Source organism: Acidimicrobiales bacterium (genome assembly GCA_036399815.1).
Taxonomy (GTDB): Bacteria; Actinomycetota; Acidimicrobiia; order Acidimicrobiales; family DASWMK01; genus DASWMK01.
Map to the genome: position 1 here is coordinate 1 of DASWMK010000260.1, position 17,093 is coordinate 17,093.

A 17,093-nucleotide genomic window follows, 5' to 3' on the forward strand; every position below is an offset into this window, starting at 1 on the left:
CCAGGTGTTGGCCAAGCCGGGGTCGATCACGCCGCACACCGATTTCGAGGGGCAGGTGTACGTGTTGACCAAGGAGGAGGGCGGTCGGCACAAGCCGTTCTTCTCGAACTACCGGCCGCAGTTCTACTTCCGGACCACGGACGTGACCGGCACGATCGAGTTGCCGGAGGGGACCGAGATGTGCATGCCGGGTGACAACACCACGATGCGGGTCTCGTTGATCCACCCGATCGCCATGGACGAGGGCCTGCGGTTCGCCATCCGGGAGGGTGGCCGCACCGTCGGCGCCGGCCGGGTCGTCAAGATCATCAAGTAGGGAGACGGACATGGCCCAGGCCGACAAGCGGGTGAAGGTCACCCTCGAGTGCCAGGTGTGCAAGCGGCGCAACTACATCACGATGAAGTCGAAGATCAACGACCGCGAGCGCATCGAGATGAAGAAGTACTGCCGCTGGGACCGGACCCACACGGTCCACCGCGAGACCCGGTAGGGGCGCTACAACTCCTGCGAGAAACCAGGTTTGACCGTCGCGTGACGAGGAACGTTCAACGAACCTTCACGTAACGCCCGCTCGCGCCCGGAGGTCACACGTGCAGTTGCCGAGGGACATCGACGCGCTGGTCACGGCCGCCAGGGCCGGCGACCGGTCGGCGTTCGACGACCTCGTGCGCGCGACCTACGCCGACACCTACACGTTGGCGTACCGGCTGACGGGCGACGAGGAGGACGCACGGGACGTGGTGCAGGAGGCCTATCTCCGGGCCTATCGCGGCCTCCGGCGCTTCCGCGGCGACGCCCAGTTCTCGACGTGGATGTACCGCATCACCGCGAACTGCGCGTCCACCCACCTGGGCCGGCGCCGCCGGCACCGCCACGAGGAGCTGGCCGACGACGCCCCGGTGATCGACGAGTCGCCGGAGTTCGACCCCCAGGCCAGGGCCGACGCCGCCGTCCTCAGGGACCGGCTGGCGGCGGCGCTCGCCGAGCTGCCGCCCCGGCTGCGGGCCGTCGTCGTCCTCCGGGACGTGTACGACCTGCCCCACGAGGCGATCGCCGCCGAGCTCGGGATCTCCGAGTCCGCCGCCAAGGTGCGCCTGCACCGGGCCAGGCGCAAGCTGAGGGAGTCCCTGTTCGGGGTCAGGGAGCACGGTGAGGGGGCGAAGGCGGGGTGACGCGATCGAGGCCGGGCGCCGGGACGGGGCGCCGGCCGGCAGGGCCCCGGCGGGCCGCTGTCGAACGGTGCACCACGCAACCCGCCGCGCCCATGCCGAGCGCCATCGGAGCGCACCCGTGAGCCGGGCCCCGGCCCAGCTGACCTGCGCCGACCTCAGCGAGGCGCTGGCGGGGGCGGCCGACGGCGTGCTCTCCCTCGACCGGGCCGGCCGCCGCCACGTCGAGCGCTGCCTGCGCTGCCAGGCCGAGCTCGTCCAGTACCGCCGGCTGCTCCGCGCCCTGCGGGCCATGCGCACCGAGGTGCTGGAGCCGGCGCCCGGGCTGCTCGCGGACGTGCTGGCCGCCGTCGAGGCGGCCGGAGAGCGCCAGGCCATCCGCTCGCTGCTCCACGGCCGGCGGGTCGCCTACCTCGGCGGCATCGCCGCGGCCACCGCCGCCGGGGCCGCCGGCGCCGTCGTGTTCGCCCACCGCCGCCAGCGCCCCCGCCTCGCCGGCTGACCGGGCCCGGCGGCCCGGGCGGCGGGCGGCGAGGGGCCGGGTGCCATCGGTTCCCGGCGGAAGCTACGCTGGGCCGACCCCCAGAGGGCAGTAGCTCAATCTGGCAGAGCACCGGTCTCCAAAACCGGCGGTTGGGGGTTCGAGTCCCTCCTGCCCTGCTCGCGGCCGAAGAGGTTCCGTCACATGGCCATGAACCGAGAGACCAAGCGCATGCTCCAACGGCAGGGGCAGCTCGACGAGACGGGCGAGCCCGTCCGTCAGCGCCGCGCCGCGCCGGCCCCCAAGCCGGCCGCCGTCAAGGAGCGCACCAGCCCGAAGCAGTTCGTGCGGGAGGTGCGGGGCGAGCTGCGCAAGGTCGCCTGGCCCACGAGGGCGGAGGTGGTCAACTACTCGATCATCGTCCTCGTGGCCGTGGTCCTGCTGACGGCGTTCATCGCCGGCCTCGACTTCGTCTTCTCCAACTTCGTCCTCGACCTCTTCGAGGCCTCGTGAGCGCCACCGACGACCTGACCCCGAACGAGCCGGCCGCCCCCGGCGACGTGGACGTCCTCGACGAGGACGAGCTGCTCGCCGAGGAGCAGCCGGTCGAGAGCCCCTACGACCGGCCGGGCCAGTGGTCCGTGGTCCACACCCAGTCGGGCTACGAGAAGAAGGTCAAGCAGAACCTCGAGGCCCGCATCCAGTCCATGAACATGGAGGAGCGGATCTTCGAGGTCGTCATCCCCATGGAGGACGTGGTCGAGTTCAAGAACGGCAAGAAGGTGGTCGTCCAGAAGAAGGTCTTCCCCGGCTACCTCCTCGTTCGCTGCGAGCTCGACGACGACTCCTGGTACGTGGTCCGCAACACGCCGGGGGTGACCGGCTTCGTCGGCCAGGGGGCCAAGCCGTCCCCGCTCGGCCGCAAGGACGTCGAGTCGTTCCTCCAGGTGAAGACCGACGCCGAGGCCCCGAAGCGGGGCAAGCCCCGCCTCGAGTACGAGCGGGGCGAGACCGTGCGGGTTAAGGAGGGCCCCTTCGCCGACTTCTCCGGCGAGGTGGTCGAGATCAACGAGGACCAGCTCAAGCTCAAGGTCCTGGTCAACATCTTCGGCCGGGAGACCCCGGTCGAGCTGGAGTTCAGCCAGGTCGCGAAGCTGTAGGCTGGTCGGTCGGCCCTTCCGGGGCCCGACTCCGAACCCGACGCGAGGAAGCACGCTCACCATGGCCAAGAAGAGGGTCGCGGCCGTCGTCAAGATCCAGATCCCGGCCGGCCAGGCCACGCCGGCGCCGCCCGTCGGCACCGCGCTCGGCCCCCACGGCGTCGCCATCATGGACTTCTGCAAGGCGTACAACGCCGCCACGGAGGCCCAGCGGGGCACGATCGTCCCGGTCGAGATCACGGTCTTCGAGGACCGGACGTTCACGTTCGTCACCAAGACGCCGCCCACCCCGGTCCTGCTGCGCGCCGCCGCCGGCGTCGACAAGGGGTCCCAGACCCCCGGCAAGGCCGAGGCCGGCACCGTCACCGACGACCAGGTCGCCGAGATCGCCCGCACCAAGCTGCCCGACCTCAACGCCAACGACCTCGAGGCGGCCAAGCAGCAGGTGCGGGGCACTGCCCGCTCGATGGGCATCCGGGTCGTCTAGGCCCGACCACCACCCAACCGGCGCCGGGGACGACCTCGCCCCGGCCGGACCACCAACCCCGAGGGAGCCACCATGGCGCACGGCAAGAAGTTCAGCGACGCGGCCAAGCGGTTCGACCGCCAGCGGCTGCACTCACCGGTCGAGGCCGTCGAGCTGGCCAAGCAGCTCGCCCCGGCCCGCTTCGACGAGACCGTCGAGCTGGCCGTCCGGCTCGGCGTCGACCCCCGCAAGGCCGACCAGATGGTGCGGGGCACCGTCGGCCTGCCGTCGGGCACCGGCAAGGACGTCCGGGTGGCCGTGTTCGCCGCCGGCGACGCCGCCGCCGAGGCGAGGGAGGCGGGCGCCGACCTCGTCGGGGCCGACGACCTGGCCGAGCGCATCCAGGGCGGCCAGATCGACTTCGACGTGGCCATCGCCACCCCCGACCTGATGCCCCAGGTCGGCCGGCTGGGCCGCATCCTCGGCCCCCGGGGCCTCATGCCCAACCCGAAGACGGGCACGGTCACCACCGACGTGGGCCGGGCCGTGCGGGAGTTCAAGGGCGGCCGGGTCGAGTACCGCACCGACCGGTACGGCAACATCCACGTGCCGATCGGCAAGGTCAGCTTCGACCCGCCCGCGCTGCTCGCCAACTTCAGGGCCGTGGTCGAGGAGCTCCAGCGGGCCAAGCCGGCGGCGGCCAAGGGCCGCTACTTCCGCAAGGTCGCCGTGGCCACCACGATGGGCCCCGGCATCAAGATCGACCCGGCCAGGCTGCGGACCTTCGACGACGAAGCCGCGTAGCGCCGCGGTAGCATTCCGCGCTCACAACCGATCTCGCTCGCCGTAGACCTCCGGTGCGCCACCGGCGCTGAAAGGGCCCCAGGGCCCGCCTGACGAGGCGGACGTCCCACCGTCCTCCCTCCTCCTGGTCCGCGCGGGCGCCGACCCATGGAAGGAGGTGGAGGATGGAGAACCCGAGGCCGGAGAAGGTGGCGGTCGTCGACGAGGTCCGCGAGAAGCTCTCGTCGGCCGACGCGGCGGTGGTCACCGAGTACCGCGGCCTGAACGTCGCCGCCATGGCGACCCTGCGCCGGTCGCTGCGGGACGCGGGCGGCGAGTACAAGATCTACAAGAACACCCTCGTCCGCTTCGCCGTTCGCGACCTTGGCCTCGACGGCGCCGAGGAGCTGCTCACGGGCCCCACGGCGATCGCCTTCGTCACCACCCGTCCCGACGGCGCCGGCGGCGACCCCGTCACCGTCGCCAAGGCCCTGAGGGACTTCGCCCGCACCAACCCCAGCCTCGTCCTGAAGGGCGGCCTGCTGGGCGAGAAGGTGCTGTCGGCCGAGGACGTCAGGGCCCTCGCCGACGTCGCCCCCCGCGAGGAGCTGCTGGCCCGCCTGGCCGGTGGCTTCGCCGCCCCGATGCGGCAGTTCGCCGGCCTGCTCCAGGCCCTGCCCAGGAACTTCGCCTACGGCCTCCAGGCCCTGATCGACCAGCGCGGTGGGGAGCCCGCCGCCGAGCCCACCGACGCCACCGCCACTCCGGAGGAGAGCTGAACCATGGCCACCAAGGAAGAGATCCTCGACTCGATCGCCAACATGACCGTCCTCGAGCTGAGCGAGCTGCTGAAGGAGTTCGAGGAGAAGTTCGGCGTGACCGCGGCCGCCCCCGTGGCCGCCATGGCCGCCCCGTCGGGTGACGGCGCCGCCGCCCCCGCCGAGGAGGAAAAGGACGAGTTCGACGTCGTCCTCGTGGCCGCCGGCGAGAAGAAGATCCAGGTCATCAAGGAGGTCCGCTCCCTCACCAGCCTCGGGCTGAAGGAGGCCAAGGACCTCGTCGACGGCGCCCCGAAGCCCGTCCTCGAGAAGGTGTCCAAGGAGGACGCCGAGAAGGCGAGGGCCCAGCTCGAGGGGGCCGGCGCCACCGTCGAGCTCAAGTAGCACGAGCCGGTCGCGAGGAGGGGGCGTCCCGCCGGGGCGCCCCCTCCGGCGCGCTCAGCCCCCGGCCCGGAAGTCGAGGTGCAGCTCGGCCGGCGGCGGGCCGGCGGCGAGCATCTCGGGGGTGAGCCCGTGGATCTCCACGAGGCGCTCCCTGAACCACACGTCGTAGGGCTCGGTCGACTCGGCCAGCTGCCGGAACGCCTTGCCCAGGTCCTCGGCCTCGTGGAACAGGCACACGAGGTCGGTGCCGTCGGGGGTGCGCAGCAGGCTCGACACCTCCCGCACCATCCCGAGCGCCTGGCGCGACGCCCGGTGCTCCTCGGCCCTCGGCCCCCGCATGGCGGCGTCGAAGTCCCGCCAGGCGTCGAGCTTGCCGGGCACGATCGGTGCCGCCCACGTCAGGCACTCCATGGTCGCCTCCTCCCGGGCGGGGGACGGTCGCCCCGCTCCGCCGACCACTTCGCCACCGCCCCGGCGGGCGGATCACGCGCAAAGCTTGACCGATCGGGCCTCGCGCTTTACCCTGCTCCCCGACCCGTGCGCGGGGAGGTCTGGTCCCTCGCGCCTGATGGGTTGCCTCTGGCGTTCCGACGCCGTAGCATGTCCGGTTGCCGTGCCGGACCGCGTCTCCCCCTCTGCCTCACCTCGGTGAGCGCGCGCGCCCCGGCGACTTCCGACCGATCGACCGAGGAGTCGTCCTTGCCCTCTCGCTCCGCCGTCCGGGACCGTTACTCCTTCGCGAACCTCGACGAGGTGCTGGGTCTCCCGGACCTCCTCGCCATCCAGCGCCACTCCTTCGACTGGTTCCTGCACCAGGGGCTGGTCGAGACCTTCCGCGACATCTCGCCGATCAAGGACTTCACCGAGACCCTGCAGCTCGAGCTGGAGTTCGACCCGGACGACGAGGACCTGCGCCCCCCGCCGAAGTTCTCGGTGGAGGAGTGCAAGGAGAAGGACATGACCTACTCCGCACCGATCTTCGTGCGGGCCAGGTTCATGAACGCCTCGACCGGCGAGATCAAGGAGCAGACGGTCTTCATGGGGGACTTCCCGATGATGACCGACAAGGGCACCTTCGTCATCAACGGCACCGAGCGGGTGGTGGTCTCCCAGCTCGTGCGCTCGCCCGGCGTCATCTTCCAGCCCGGTGAGCGGTTCCGGCTCCGCAACCTGGCCAAGCACCAGCTCGTCACCGGCACCATCCACCCCTACCGCGGCGAGTGGATCGAGTTCGACGTCGAGCAGAAGCCGGGCAAGGACGTCACCGCCGGCACCCGCGTCGCCCGCAAGCGCCGGCTCAGCCTGTTCGTCCTGCTCCGCGCCCTCGGCTACGACGAGGAGAACGCGCCGGGGTTCCTCGACCGCTTCGTCTCCCACTTCGACTTCCTCGAGGGCCAGTGGGAAAAGGACCGCGACCTCGCCCCCACCCAGGACGAGGCGCTGGTCGAGATCTACAAGCGGGCCCGGCCGGGCGAGCCGCCCTCGGTCGAGTCGGCGCGCGCCTACTTCCGCAACGCGTTCTTCGAGAGCCGGCGCTACGACCTCAGCCGGGTCGGCCGCTACAAGCTGAACCGCAAGCTCGGCCCCGAGCTGCACCGGCTCCAGGACCTCTACGGCCTCACCGACCTCGACTTCCCGACCGAGGACCAGCCCGTGCTGTCCCGGTGCGAGGTGCTGGCCGCCTGCTCGTACCTGCTGCACCTGGCCAAGGGCGAGCCCGGCTACCGCCTCGACGACCAGGACCACTTCGCCAACCGCCGCATCCGCTCGGTCGGCGAGCTGATCCAGAACCAGGTCCGCATCGGCCTGTCCCGCATGGAGCGGGTCGTCCGCGAGCGCATGACCACCCAGGACGTCGAGGCGATCACGCCCCAGACGCTCATCAACATCCGGCCGGTGGTCGCCGCCATCAAGGAGTTCTTCGGCACCAGCCAGCTCTCGCAGTTCATGGACCAGGTGAACCCGCTCGCCGGGCTCACCCACCGCCGACGCCTCTCGGCCCTCGGCCCTGGCGGCCTGTCCAGGGAGCGGGCCGGCTTCGAGGTCCGCGACGTGCACTTCAGCCACTACGGCAGGATGTGCCCGATCGAGACGCCGGAGGGCCCGAACATCGGCCTGATCGGCTACCTGTCGTCCTACGCCAGGGTCAACGAGTTCGGCTTCCTCGAGACGCCGTACCGCAAGGTCGTGAACGGCAAGGTCACCGACGAGATCGTCTACCTCGCGGCCGACGAGGAGGAGGAGTACGTCGTCGCCCAGGCGAACGCGCCCCTCAACCCCGACGGCACGTTCAGGGACGAGCGGGTCCTCGTGCGCCGCAGCCCCCAGGCCGCCTCGCTCGCCGACCTGCGCCTCCAGCTGGAGCGGGACATCTACTTCGCCGCCACCACCGAGATCAGCTCGGTGCCCGGCGAGGAGGTCCAGCTGATGGACGTCTCGCCGAAGCAGATCGTCTCGATCGGCACCGGCCTGATTCCGTTCCTCGAGCACGACGACGCCAACCGGGCGCTCATGGGCGCCAACATGCAGCGCCAGGCCGTCCCCCTCATCCGCCCCGAGGCGCCCTACATCGGCACCGGCATCGAGGCGAGGGCCGCCCGCGACGCGGCCGACATGGTCATCGCCGAGGACGACGGCATCGTGTCCGGCGTCAGCGGCGAGTCGATCACCGTCGAGTACCGCACGCGGGGCCGCCGGGTCTACCGGCTGCTCAAGTTCGAGCGGTCCAACCAGGACACCTGCATCAACCAGAAGCCGCTCGTGTGCGAGGGCGACCGGGTGAAGGCCGGCGACGTGCTGGCCGACGGCCCGTCGACCGACGCCGGCGAGCTGGCCCTCGGCAAGAACCTGCTCGTCGCGTTCATGCCGTGGGAGGGCTACAACTTCGAGGACGCCATCATCCTCTCGGAGCGGCTCGTCAAGGACGACGTGCTGACGTCGATCCACATCCACGAGCACGAGATCGACGCCCGCGACACCAAGCTCGGGCCCGAGGAGATCACCCGGGACATCCCGAACCTCTCCGAGGAGATCCTGAAGGACCTCGACGACCGGGGCATCATCCGCATCGGCGCCGAGGTCGGCCCGGGCGACGTGCTCGTCGGCAAGGTCACCCCGAAGGGCGAGACCGAGCTCACCCCCGAGGAGCGCCTCCTGCGGGCCATCTTCGGCGAGAAGGCCCGCGAGGTCCGCGACACGAGCCTCAAGGTGCCCCACGGCGAGCAGGGCAAGGTCATCGACGTCAAGGTCTTCAGCCGCGACGAGCACCACGAGCTGCCCCCCGGCGTGAACCAGCTGGTGCGGGTCTACGTCGCCCAGAAGCGCAAGATCAGCGTCGGCGACAAGCTCGCCGGCCGCCACGGCAACAAGGGCGTCATCTCGAAGATCCTGCCGATCGAGGACATGCCGTTCCTCGCCGACGGCACCCCCGTCGACATCATCCTCAACCCGCTCGGCGTGCCGAGCCGGATGAACGTCGGCCAGGTGCTCGAGGCCCACCTGGGCTACGCCGCCCGCTGGGGCTGGGAGGAGAACCCCGTCGGCCCCGCCGTCGGCGACGACCCGGTGCGGGGCACCGAGTCGAAGACCCGCCCGATCACCCCGCCGTCCACCCTGATCGCCACGCCCGTGTTCGACGGCGCCCACTGGGACGAGGAGGAGGAGGCCGGGCGCCACCCGACCATCCGCACGATCTTCGAGCACCTCCGCCCCGAGTCGGTCGACGGCCGGCGCCTCATCGGCCCGGACGGCAAGGCCACCCTCTACAACGGCCGCACCGGCGAGATCTACGACAACCCGATCACCGTCGGCTACGTCTACATCCTGAAGCTCGCCCACCTGGTCGACGACAAGATCCACGCCCGGTCGACCGGCCCGTACTCGATGATCACCCAGCAGCCCCTCGGCGGGAAGGCCCAGTTCGGCGGCCAGCGCTTCGGCGAGATGGAGGTGTGGGCCCTCGAGGCCTACGGCGCCGCCTACTGCCTGCAGGAGCTGCTCACGATCAAGAGCGACGACGTGCTCGGCCGCGTGAAGGTCTACGAGGCCATCGTCAAGGGCGAGAACATCCCCGAGCCCGGCATCCCCGAGAGCTTCAAGGTGCTCATCAAGGAGATGCAGGCGCTCTGCCTGAACGTCGAGGTCCTCTCGGTCGCCGGTGAGTCGATCGAGATGCGCGAGCTCGACGAGGACATCTTCCGGACCGCCGAGGAGCTCGGCATCGACATCTCCCGCCCGGAGCGGGGCAGCGACGAGGACGACGCCCGCCGCCAGGCCGGGCGCCCGTAAGGAGTCACTTCGTGCTCGACGTCAACAACTTCGATCAGCTGCGGATCGGGCTGGCCACGGCCGACTCGATCCGCACGTGGTCCAACGGCGAGGTCAAGAAGCCCGAGACCATCAACTACCGCACCCTGCGCCCCGAGAAGGACGGGCTCTTCTGCGAGAAGATCTTCGGCCCGACCAAGGACTGGGAGTGCTACTGCGGCAAGTACAAGCGCGTCCGGTTCAAGGGGATCATCTGCGAGCGCTGCGGGGTCGAGGTCACCCGCTCGAAGGTCCGCCGCGAGCGGATGGGCCACATCGAGCTCGCCGCCCCGGTCGTCCACATCTGGTACCTCCGCGGCACCCGCTCGTGGCTCGCCTACCTGCTCATGGGCACCGAGGTCCGTGAGGAGCTGAAGGCCAAGCAGCTCGAGAAGGTCATCTACTTCGCGGCCAACCTCGTCACCTGGGTGGACGAGGCGCGCCGCCACGAGGAGCTCCCGAACCTCGAGGCCGAGCTCCGCGAGGAGCTCGACGACATCGAGCGCAACCGGGACCTCGACATCGACCGCCGGTTCAAGGCCGTCGAGGACGAGGTCGCCGCGCTCGAGGCCGAGGGCGCGAAGGAGTCCGACATCCGCGCCCGCCAGAAGGCGGCCGAGCGCGACGTCGCCGCCATCCGCGAGCGGGCCGACGCCGAGCGCGAGCTGGCCCAGCGGGCCTTCGACGAGTTCCGCGACCTGTTCGCCCGCAAGATCATCGAGGACGAGGTCCTCTGGCGGGAGCTGAAGGACCGCTACGCCGACTACTTCGAGGGCGGGATGGGCGCCGACGCCATCGCCCGCCTGATCGACCGGATCGACCTCGACGAGGAGGAGGTCAAGCTCCGGGAGGCCATCGACCCGACCGACGGCCGCCGGCCGCTGTCGGCCCAGCGCAAGCAGAAGGCCATCAAGCGGCTGAAGATCGTGTCGGCGTTCAACCGGCGCGACGAGCACGGCCGGCGGGTCAACGACCCGAGGGCCATGATCCTCGACGTCGTCCCGGTGATCCCGCCCGAGCTGCGGCCGATGGTCCAGCTCGACGGCGGCCGCTTCGCCACGTCCGACCTGAACGACCTGTACCGCCGGGTCATCAACCGGAACAACCGGCTGAAGCGCCTGCTCGACCTCGGCGCCCCCGAGATCATCGTCAACAACGAGAAGCGGATGCTCCAGGAGGCCGTCGACGCGCTGTTCGACAACGGCCGCAGGGGCCGCCCGGTCACCGGGCCGGGCAACCGCCCGCTGAAGTCGCTCTCGGACATGCTGAAGGGCAAGCAGGGCCGGTTCCGCCAGAACCTGCTCGGCAAGCGGGTCGACTACTCGGGCCGGTCGGTCATCGTCGTCGGCCCGACCCTCAAGCTGCACCAGTGCGGCCTGCCCAAGCTCATGGCCCTCGAGCTGTTCAAGCCGTTCGTCATGAAGCGGCTGGTGGACCAGGAGCTGGCCCAGAACATCAAGTCGGCCAAGCGCATGGTCGAGCGCCGCCGCCCGCAGGTGTGGGACGTGCTCGAGGAGGTCATCCGCGAGCACCCGGTGCTGCTCAACCGGGCGCCGACCCTGCACCGCCTCGGCATCCAGGCCTTCGAGCCGGTGCTGGTCGAGGGCAAGGCCATCCAGATCCACCCGCTCGTCTGCACCGCCTTCAACGCCGACTTCGACGGCGACCAGATGGCCGTGCACCTCCCGCTGTCGGCCGAGGCCCAGGCGGAGAGCCGGGTGCTGATGCTGTCGGCCAACAACATCCTCAGCCCGGCCCACGGCCGCCCGCTGGTGACGCCCACCCAGGACATGGTCATCGGCGCCTACTACCTCACCGAGCAGGTCGAGGGGGCGAAGGGCGAGGGCCGGGTCTTCCGGCACCTGCACGAGGTCGAGCGGGCCTACGAGTCCGGCGACGTCAACCTGCACGCGCTCGTCGAGTACCGGCACCCGAAGCTGCTCGAGCGGCCGGCCAACGGCCAGCGGGCGCAGTACACGAAGACGACGATCGGCCGGGTGCTGTTCAACACGGCGCTCCCTGACCACTACCCGCACTTCGTGAACCGCCCGGTGAAGAAGCGCGACATCGGCGAGATCGTCGACTGGCTGGCCAACAACGAGCCGAAGGCCGTCGTGGCCCGCAGCCTCGACGCCATCAAGGACCTCTGCTTCCGCTACGCCTCGCAGTCCGGGCTCACGATCTCCATCGAGGACGTCCGCACGCCGGAGGCGAAGAAGGCCATCCTCGACCGCCACGAGCGGGAGGCGGAGAAGGTCGAGACCCAGTTCCGCCGGGGCATCATCACCGACGGCGAGCGGCGCCAGAAGGAAGTCGAGATCTGGACCAACGCCACCGACGAGGTCCGCAAGGCCATGGAGGACGCCCTCCGGGCCACCCGGTTCAACCCGATCGACATGATGGTCGGCTCGGGGGCCCGAGGGAACATGATGCAGGTCCGCCAGATCGCCGGCATGCGCGGCCTGGTGGCCAACCCCCGCGGCGACATGATCCCCCGCCCGATCAAGTCGAACTTCCGCGAGGGCCTGTCGATGCTCGAGTACTTCATCGCCACGCCGGGCGCCCGCAAGGGCCTGGTCGACACGGCCCTCCGGACCGCCGACTCCGGCTACCTGACCCGCCGCCTCGTCGACGTGGCCCAGGAGCTGATCGTGCGGGAGGACGACTGCCACCGCGAGGGCGACCCCGCCCGCGGCCTGTGGCTCGACGGCATCGTCCCCGACGCCGCCGGCCGGCGCAGCTACCTCGAGACCCGGCTGTTCGGCCGGACCCTCGCGGCCGACGCCACCCTCTCGGACGGCACGGTCATCCCGGCCGGCACCGAGATCGGCGACGCCGAGCTCGAGCAGCTCCGGGACGACCCCCAGGTCGACCGGGTCCGGGTCCGCTCGGTCCTCACCTGCCAGGCCGACTTCGGCGTGTGCGCCAAGTGCTACGGCCGCTCGCTGGCCACCGGCCGCACGATCGAGCTCGGCGAGGCGGTCGGCGTCATCGCCGCCCAGTCCATCGGCGAGCCGGGCACCCAGCTCACCATGCGGACGTTCCACACCGGCGGCATCGCCGGCGGCGGCGACATCGCCGGCGGCCTCCCCCGCGTCGTCGAGCTGTTCGAGGCCCGCAGCCCGCGGGGCAAGGCCACCCTGGCCCGCACCTCGGGCGTCGTGCGGGTGGCCGAGGACGAGGGCAAGGGCCGGGTCGTCACGATCGTCGGCGACGACGGCACCGAGGACACCTACACGATCCCGACCCTCGTCCGGCTCTCGATCGTCGACGGCCAGGAGATCACGGCCGGCCAGGCCATCACCGGCGACGACAAGACCCCTCGGGACCCGAAGGAGCTCCTCGAGATCAAGGGCGTCCGCGAGACCCAGCAGTACCTGGTCTCCGAGGTCCAGAAGGTCTACCGGGACCAGGGCGTGTCGATCCACGACAAGCACATCGAGCTGATCGTGCGCCAGATGACCCGCCGGGTGGCCGTGTCCGAGCCCGGCGAGTACGAGCCCGAGGACGCGGAGGACGTCAACTTCCTCCCCGGCGAGCGGGTCGACGCCAAGCGCTTCGCCGAGGTCAACCAGCACCGCAGGGCCGCCGGCCGCACCCCGGCCGAGGGCCGTCCGGAGCTGATGGGCATCACCAAGGCGTCGCTCGCCACCGACTCGTGGCTGTCGGCGGCGTCGTTCCAGGAGACGACCAGGGTGCTCACCGAGGCCGCCATCGAGTCCCGCTCGGACTCGCTGCTCGGCCTGAAGGAGAACATCATCATCGGCAAGCTGATCCCGGCCGGCACGGGGATGACCCACTACCGGGACATCGACACCCACGCCCCGGACTACCAGCCGATGGAGTTCTGGTCCTCCGAGGAGACCAGCCTGGCCGAGTGGCTCTCGGGCATCGGCGGGTCGGCGTCGGCCGACGGCGACGAGGTCGACCCCGAGGTGGCCGAGGTCATCGCCCTCGCCCCCGGCGAGGAGTCGGCCGGCTAGGGCACGGACGCAGCGGACCGGATGGCCGCGGCCGGGGTCGACCCGGCCGCGGCCATCGCCGCGTCCGGAGCGGCGTCGGCGCGGTCGAGTGGCCGTGGTCCCTCGGCCGCGGGCGGCCCGGCGACCGCCCCCGGGCGGCGGCGACGGGCGCCCTCGATCCCCGGCTGCGCCGCCCGACCGGTCCGCCGTTTGCCGTTGACCGGGGGTGGGCCTAGCATGGTCGGTCGGCCGTGCTGCGCCCCCGTGGCCGCGCCGGTCACCGGTTCCCCACCACCGAGGTAGCGAGTGCCCACCATCCAGCAGCTGGTCAGGAAGGGTCGCGAGGCCAAGCCCACGAAGGGCAAGACCCCCGCGCTGAAGGGCGCCCCGCAGCGCCGGGGGGTCTGCACGCGCGTGTACACGGCGACGCCGAAGAAGCCGAACTCGGCGCTGCGCAAGGTCGCCCGCGTCCGCCTCACCAGCGGGATGGAGATCACCGCCTACATCCCGGGCGAGGGGCACAACCTCCAGGAGCACTCGATCGTGCTCGTCCGCGGCGGCCGGGTGAAGGACCTGCCCGGCGTCCGCTACAAGATCATCCGCGGCACCCTCGACGCCTCAGGCGTCCGGGACCGCAAGCAGGCCCGCAGCCGCTACGGCGCCAAGAAGGGGGGCTGAGATGCCTCGCAAGGGCCCGGCCCCGCGCCGGGAGCTCATGCCCGATCCGATCTACCGCTCGGTGGTCGTCACCCAGCTGACCAACAAGGTGCTCCAGCGGGGCAAGCGGTCGGTGGCCGAGCGCATCGTGTACGAGGCGCTCGACACGATCAGGGACAAGACCGGCAACGAGCCGATCGCCGCGCTGAAGCGGGCCGTCGACAACGTCCGGCCCCAGCTCGAGGTGCGCAGCCGCCGGGTCGGCGGCGCCACCTACCAGGTGCCCGTCGAGGTCCGGCCCCGCAGGGCCAACACGCTCGCCATCCGGTGGCTGGTCGGCTACTCCCGCCAGCGCCGCGAGAAGACGATGGCCCAGCGCCTGGCCAACGAGCTGCTCGACGCCTCGAACGGCGTCGGCGCCTCGGTCAAGCGCCGTGAGGACCTCCACAAGATGGCGGAGTCCAACAAGGCCTTCGCCCACTACCGCTGGTAGAGGTTCGGCGCGCCATGAAGACCACCACGACCAGCTGACCCATCCCCGTCACGTGCCGGGGGTGCGCCCCCCGGTGTGCCCCCTGCGACCGGGCCGTGTGCCCGGTCGTGGCATGTCCGGGCCCGGATCGGTGTTGCACCTACGACGACACGCGACGAGACACGAAGTGAGCGAAGCGAGACATGGCTGAGGCCCCGACCATCCGCGAGTACCCCCTCCACAAGACCCGCAACATCGGGATCATGGCCCACATCGACGCGGGCAAGACCACGACGACCGAGCGCATCCTCTACTACACGGGGAAGACGTACAAGATCGGCGAGGTCCACGAGGGCGCGGCCCAGATGGACTGGATGGTCCAGGAGCAGGAGCGGGGCATCACCATCACGTCGGCGGCCACGACGTGCCGGGGGAAGGACCACTGGATCAACATCATCGACCCCCCCGGCCACGTCGACTTCACCGTCGAGGTCGAGCGGTCCCTGCGCGTGCTCGACGGCGCCGTCGCCGTCTTCGACGCCGTCGCCGGCGTGGAGCCCCAGACCGAGACCGTGTGGCGCCAGGCCAACAAGTACGGCGTCCCCCGCATCTGCTTCGTCAACAAGATGGACCGGATCGGGGCCGACTTCTTCGCCGCCGTGGAGAGCATCCGCAGCCGGCTCGAGGCCAACGTCGCCGTCGTCCAGCTGCCGATCGGCGCCGAGGGCCACTTCCGGGGCATGGTCGATCTCATCAACATGCGCGGCCTCGTCTGGGACGACGTCGACGGCATGGGCGAGCGCTGGGAGGTCACCCCGATCCCCGAGGACCTCGCCGACCAGGCCGAGGCCTACCGCCACGACCTCATCGACGTGCTGTCGGCCTTCGACGAGACGATCCTCGAGAAGTACGTGGGCGACGAGGAGATCACCGGCGAGGACCTGCGCCGGGCCCTGCGCCACGGCACCATCGCCAACGAGGTCGTCCCCGTGCTGTGCGGCAGCGCCTTCAAGAACAAGGGCGTGCAGCCCATGCTCGACGCGGTCGTCGACTTCCTGCCGTCGCCGCTCGACCTGCCCCCCGTCTCGGGCACCGACGTCCGGGGCGAGGAGGAGCTCACCCGCAAGCCGGACGACTCCGAGCCGTTCGCCGCGCTCGCCTTCAAGATCATGAGCGACCCGTTCGTCGGCAAGCTCACCTACTTCCGCGTCTACTCCGGCACGCTCAAGGCCGGCTCCCACGTCTACAACGCCACGAAGGGCAACCGCGAGCGGATCGGCCGCATCCTCCAGATGCACGCCAACCACCGCGAGGACAAGGACGCCGTCTTCGCCGGCGACATCGTCGCCGCCGTCGGCCTGAAGCACACGAGCACGGGCGACACCCTGTGCGACCCGCAGCACCACATCGTGCTCGAGTCCCTGGAGTTCCCCGAGCCGGTCATCCACGTGGCCGTCGAGCCGAAGACCAAGGCCGACCAGGACAAGCTGGGCAAGGCCCTCTACGCGCTGTCCGAGGAGGACCCGACCTTCCAGGTCCGCACCGACGAGGACACCGGCCAGACCGTCATCTCCGGCATGGGCGAGCTGCACCTCGAGGTGCTGGTCGACCGCATGCTGCGGGAGTTCAAGGTCGACGCCAACGTCGGCCGCCCGCAGGTCGCCTACCGGGAGACGATCAGCCGCTCGGTCGAGAACGTCGTCTACCGGCACGTGAAGCAGACCGGCGGCGCCGGCCAGTTCGCGCACGTGGTCATCAACCTCGAGCCCACCGGCCCGGGCGGCGGCTACGAGTTCGTCGACAAGATCAGCGGCGGCCGCATCCCCCGGGAGTACATCCCGGCCGTCGACCAGGGCATCCAGCAGTCGCTCAGCTCGGGCGTGCTCGCCGGCTACCCGCTCGTCGACGTGCGGGCCGTGCTCGTCGACGGCTCCTACCACGAGGTCGACTCCTCCGAGATGGCCTTCAAGGTCGCCGGGTCGATGGCGCTGAAGGAGGCCGCCCGCAAGGCCAAGCCCGTCCTCCTCGAGCCGGTCATGGCCGTCGAGGTCGTCACCCCCGAGGACTACATGGGCGACGTCATCGGCGACCTGTCGAGCCGCAGGGGCAAGATCGAGGGCATGGAGCAGCGGGGCAACAGCCAGGTCATCCGGGCGCTGGTGCCGCTCTCGGACATGTTCGGCTACGCTACCGACCTGCGTTCGCGCACCCAGGGGCGCGCGACCTACACGATGCAGTTCCACTCCTACCAGCAGGTTCCGGAGTCCATCGCGGCCGAGATCGTGGCCCGCGTCCGGGGCGAGTGACCCCTCCGAGAAAGGTCTTCGAGGTTTCCCATGGCCAAGGCGAAGTTCGAGCGTACGAAGCCCCATTTGAATGTGGGGACGATGGGTCATATCGATCATGGGAAGACGACGTTGACGGCGGCGATCACGAAGGTGTTGCACGACGCGAATCCGTCGGTGTCGTTCACG

Annotated in this window: 17 protein-coding genes and 1 tRNA gene; 17 read left to right on the forward strand and 1 reads right to left on the reverse strand. The window is 70.6% G+C overall.

Annotated elements, in window-relative coordinates; all coding sequences use genetic code 11:
- The 11 genes from tuf to rplL all read left to right on the forward strand — a co-directional run.
- On the forward strand, window positions 1-316 hold a 316-nt coding region (tuf, locus tag VGB14_19620), incomplete at its 5' end, for an elongation factor Tu (protein HEX9995143.1).
- Between the two features lie 10 nt (window positions 317-326).
- A complete protein-coding gene (gene rpmG, locus VGB14_19625) occupies window positions 327-491 on the forward strand; it encodes a 50S ribosomal protein L33 (GenBank protein ID HEX9995144.1) in 165 nt (54 codons plus the stop codon).
- Window positions 492-591: 100 nt separating this feature from the next.
- A complete protein-coding gene (locus VGB14_19630) occupies window positions 592-1,173 on the forward strand; it encodes an RNA polymerase sigma factor (GenBank protein ID HEX9995145.1) in 582 nt (193 codons plus the stop codon).
- Window positions 1,174-1,291: 118 nt separating this feature from the next.
- The gene (locus VGB14_19635; GenBank protein ID HEX9995146.1) at window positions 1,292-1,672 is read left to right on the forward strand and encodes a hypothetical protein; all 381 of its coding nucleotides are present in this window, start codon (window positions 1,292-1,294) and stop codon (window positions 1,670-1,672) included.
- Window positions 1,673-1,756: 84 nt separating this feature from the next.
- Window positions 1,757-1,830 (forward strand) — tRNA-Trp (locus tag VGB14_19640).
- Between the two features lie 25 nt (window positions 1,831-1,855).
- Window positions 1,856-2,164 carry a preprotein translocase subunit SecE gene (secE, locus tag VGB14_19645; protein ID HEX9995147.1) on the forward strand — a complete coding sequence of 103 codons (309 nt, stop codon included), beginning with the start codon at window positions 1,856-1,858 and terminating at the stop codon, window positions 2,162-2,164.
- A 71-nt stretch (window positions 2,165-2,235) separates the two neighbouring features.
- Window positions 2,236-2,811 carry a transcription termination/antitermination protein NusG gene (gene nusG / locus VGB14_19650; GenBank protein HEX9995148.1) on the forward strand — a complete coding sequence of 192 codons (576 nt, stop codon included), beginning with the start codon at window positions 2,236-2,238 and terminating at the stop codon, window positions 2,809-2,811.
- A gap of 61 nt (window positions 2,812-2,872) precedes the next feature.
- Window positions 2,873-3,298: a 50S ribosomal protein L11 gene (gene rplK / locus VGB14_19655; protein ID HEX9995149.1), complete on the forward strand. Its 426-nt coding sequence runs from the start codon at window positions 2,873-2,875 to the stop codon at window positions 3,296-3,298.
- 72 nt (window positions 3,299-3,370) lie between these two features.
- A complete protein-coding gene (gene rplA, locus VGB14_19660) occupies window positions 3,371-4,081 on the forward strand; it encodes a 50S ribosomal protein L1 (GenBank protein ID HEX9995150.1) in 711 nt (236 codons plus the stop codon).
- Window positions 4,082-4,245: 164 nt separating this feature from the next.
- Window positions 4,246-4,839 carry a 50S ribosomal protein L10 gene (gene rplJ / locus VGB14_19665; GenBank protein ID HEX9995151.1) on the forward strand — a complete coding sequence of 198 codons (594 nt, stop codon included), beginning with the start codon at window positions 4,246-4,248 and terminating at the stop codon, window positions 4,837-4,839.
- A gap of 3 nt (window positions 4,840-4,842) precedes the next feature.
- Window positions 4,843-5,223 carry a 50S ribosomal protein L7/L12 gene (gene rplL / locus VGB14_19670; protein ID HEX9995152.1) on the forward strand — a complete coding sequence of 127 codons (381 nt, stop codon included), beginning with the start codon at window positions 4,843-4,845 and terminating at the stop codon, window positions 5,221-5,223.
- A gap of 54 nt (window positions 5,224-5,277) precedes the next feature.
- Here rplL and VGB14_19675 read toward each other — a convergent pair whose 3' ends face one another.
- Window positions 5,278-5,634 carry a hypothetical protein gene (locus VGB14_19675; GenBank protein ID HEX9995153.1) on the reverse strand — a complete coding sequence of 119 codons (357 nt, stop codon included), beginning with the start codon at window positions 5,632-5,634 and terminating at the stop codon, window positions 5,278-5,280.
- Window positions 5,635-5,922: 288 nt separating this feature from the next.
- On the opposite strand from VGB14_19675, the gene VGB14_19680 reads away from it, so the two are divergent.
- The 6 genes from VGB14_19680 to VGB14_19705 all read left to right on the forward strand — a co-directional run.
- Window positions 5,923-9,510 (forward strand): DNA-directed RNA polymerase subunit beta, encoded by a 3,588-nt coding sequence (locus VGB14_19680; protein HEX9995154.1) that lies wholly within the window; start codon window positions 5,923-5,925, stop codon window positions 9,508-9,510.
- 11 nt (window positions 9,511-9,521) lie between these two features.
- Entirely contained in the window at window positions 9,522-13,511 is a 3,990-nt protein-coding gene (locus VGB14_19685; GenBank protein HEX9995155.1) for a DNA-directed RNA polymerase subunit beta', read from the forward strand.
- Window positions 13,512-13,796: 285 nt separating this feature from the next.
- Entirely contained in the window at window positions 13,797-14,168 is a 372-nt protein-coding gene (gene rpsL, locus VGB14_19690; GenBank protein HEX9995156.1) for a 30S ribosomal protein S12, read from the forward strand.
- Window position 14,169: 1 nt separating this feature from the next.
- Complete coding sequence (rpsG, locus tag VGB14_19695) at window positions 14,170-14,640, forward strand: 30S ribosomal protein S7 (protein ID HEX9995157.1); 471 nt, start codon at window positions 14,170-14,172, stop codon at window positions 14,638-14,640.
- A gap of 182 nt (window positions 14,641-14,822) precedes the next feature.
- Window positions 14,823-16,925 carry an elongation factor G gene (fusA, locus tag VGB14_19700; protein HEX9995158.1) on the forward strand — a complete coding sequence of 701 codons (2,103 nt, stop codon included), beginning with the start codon at window positions 14,823-14,825 and terminating at the stop codon, window positions 16,923-16,925.
- Between the two features lie 30 nt (window positions 16,926-16,955).
- Window positions 16,956-17,093: GTP-binding protein (locus tag VGB14_19705; protein ID HEX9995159.1), on the forward strand; the 138-nt coding region annotated here is incomplete at its 3' end.

What these genes read in the sequence shown, in the direction of transcription:
- rpmG (HEX9995144.1), top strand. Translation starts at nt 327, where the DNA reads ATGGCCCAGGCCGACAAGCGGGTGAAGGTCACCCTCGAGTGCCAGGTG.
- secE (HEX9995147.1), top strand. Translation starts at nt 1,856, where the DNA reads ATGGCCATGAACCGAGAGACCAAGCGCATGCTCCAACGGCAGGGGCAG.
- rplK (HEX9995149.1), top strand. Translation starts at nt 2,873, where the DNA reads ATGGCCAAGAAGAGGGTCGCGGCCGTCGTCAAGATCCAGATCCCGGCC.
- rplA (HEX9995150.1), top strand. Translation starts at nt 3,371, where the DNA reads ATGGCGCACGGCAAGAAGTTCAGCGACGCGGCCAAGCGGTTCGACCGC.
- rplJ (HEX9995151.1), top strand. Translation starts at nt 4,246, where the DNA reads ATGGAGAACCCGAGGCCGGAGAAGGTGGCGGTCGTCGACGAGGTCCGC.
- rplL (HEX9995152.1), top strand. Translation starts at nt 4,843, where the DNA reads ATGGCCACCAAGGAAGAGATCCTCGACTCGATCGCCAACATGACCGTC.
- VGB14_19675 (HEX9995153.1), bottom strand. Translation starts at nt 5,634, where the DNA reads ATGGAGTGCCTGACGTGGGCGGCACCGATCGTGCCCGGCAAGCTCGAC.
- rpsG (HEX9995157.1), top strand. Translation starts at nt 14,170, where the DNA reads ATGCCTCGCAAGGGCCCGGCCCCGCGCCGGGAGCTCATGCCCGATCCG.
- fusA (HEX9995158.1), top strand. Translation starts at nt 14,823, where the DNA reads ATGGCTGAGGCCCCGACCATCCGCGAGTACCCCCTCCACAAGACCCGC.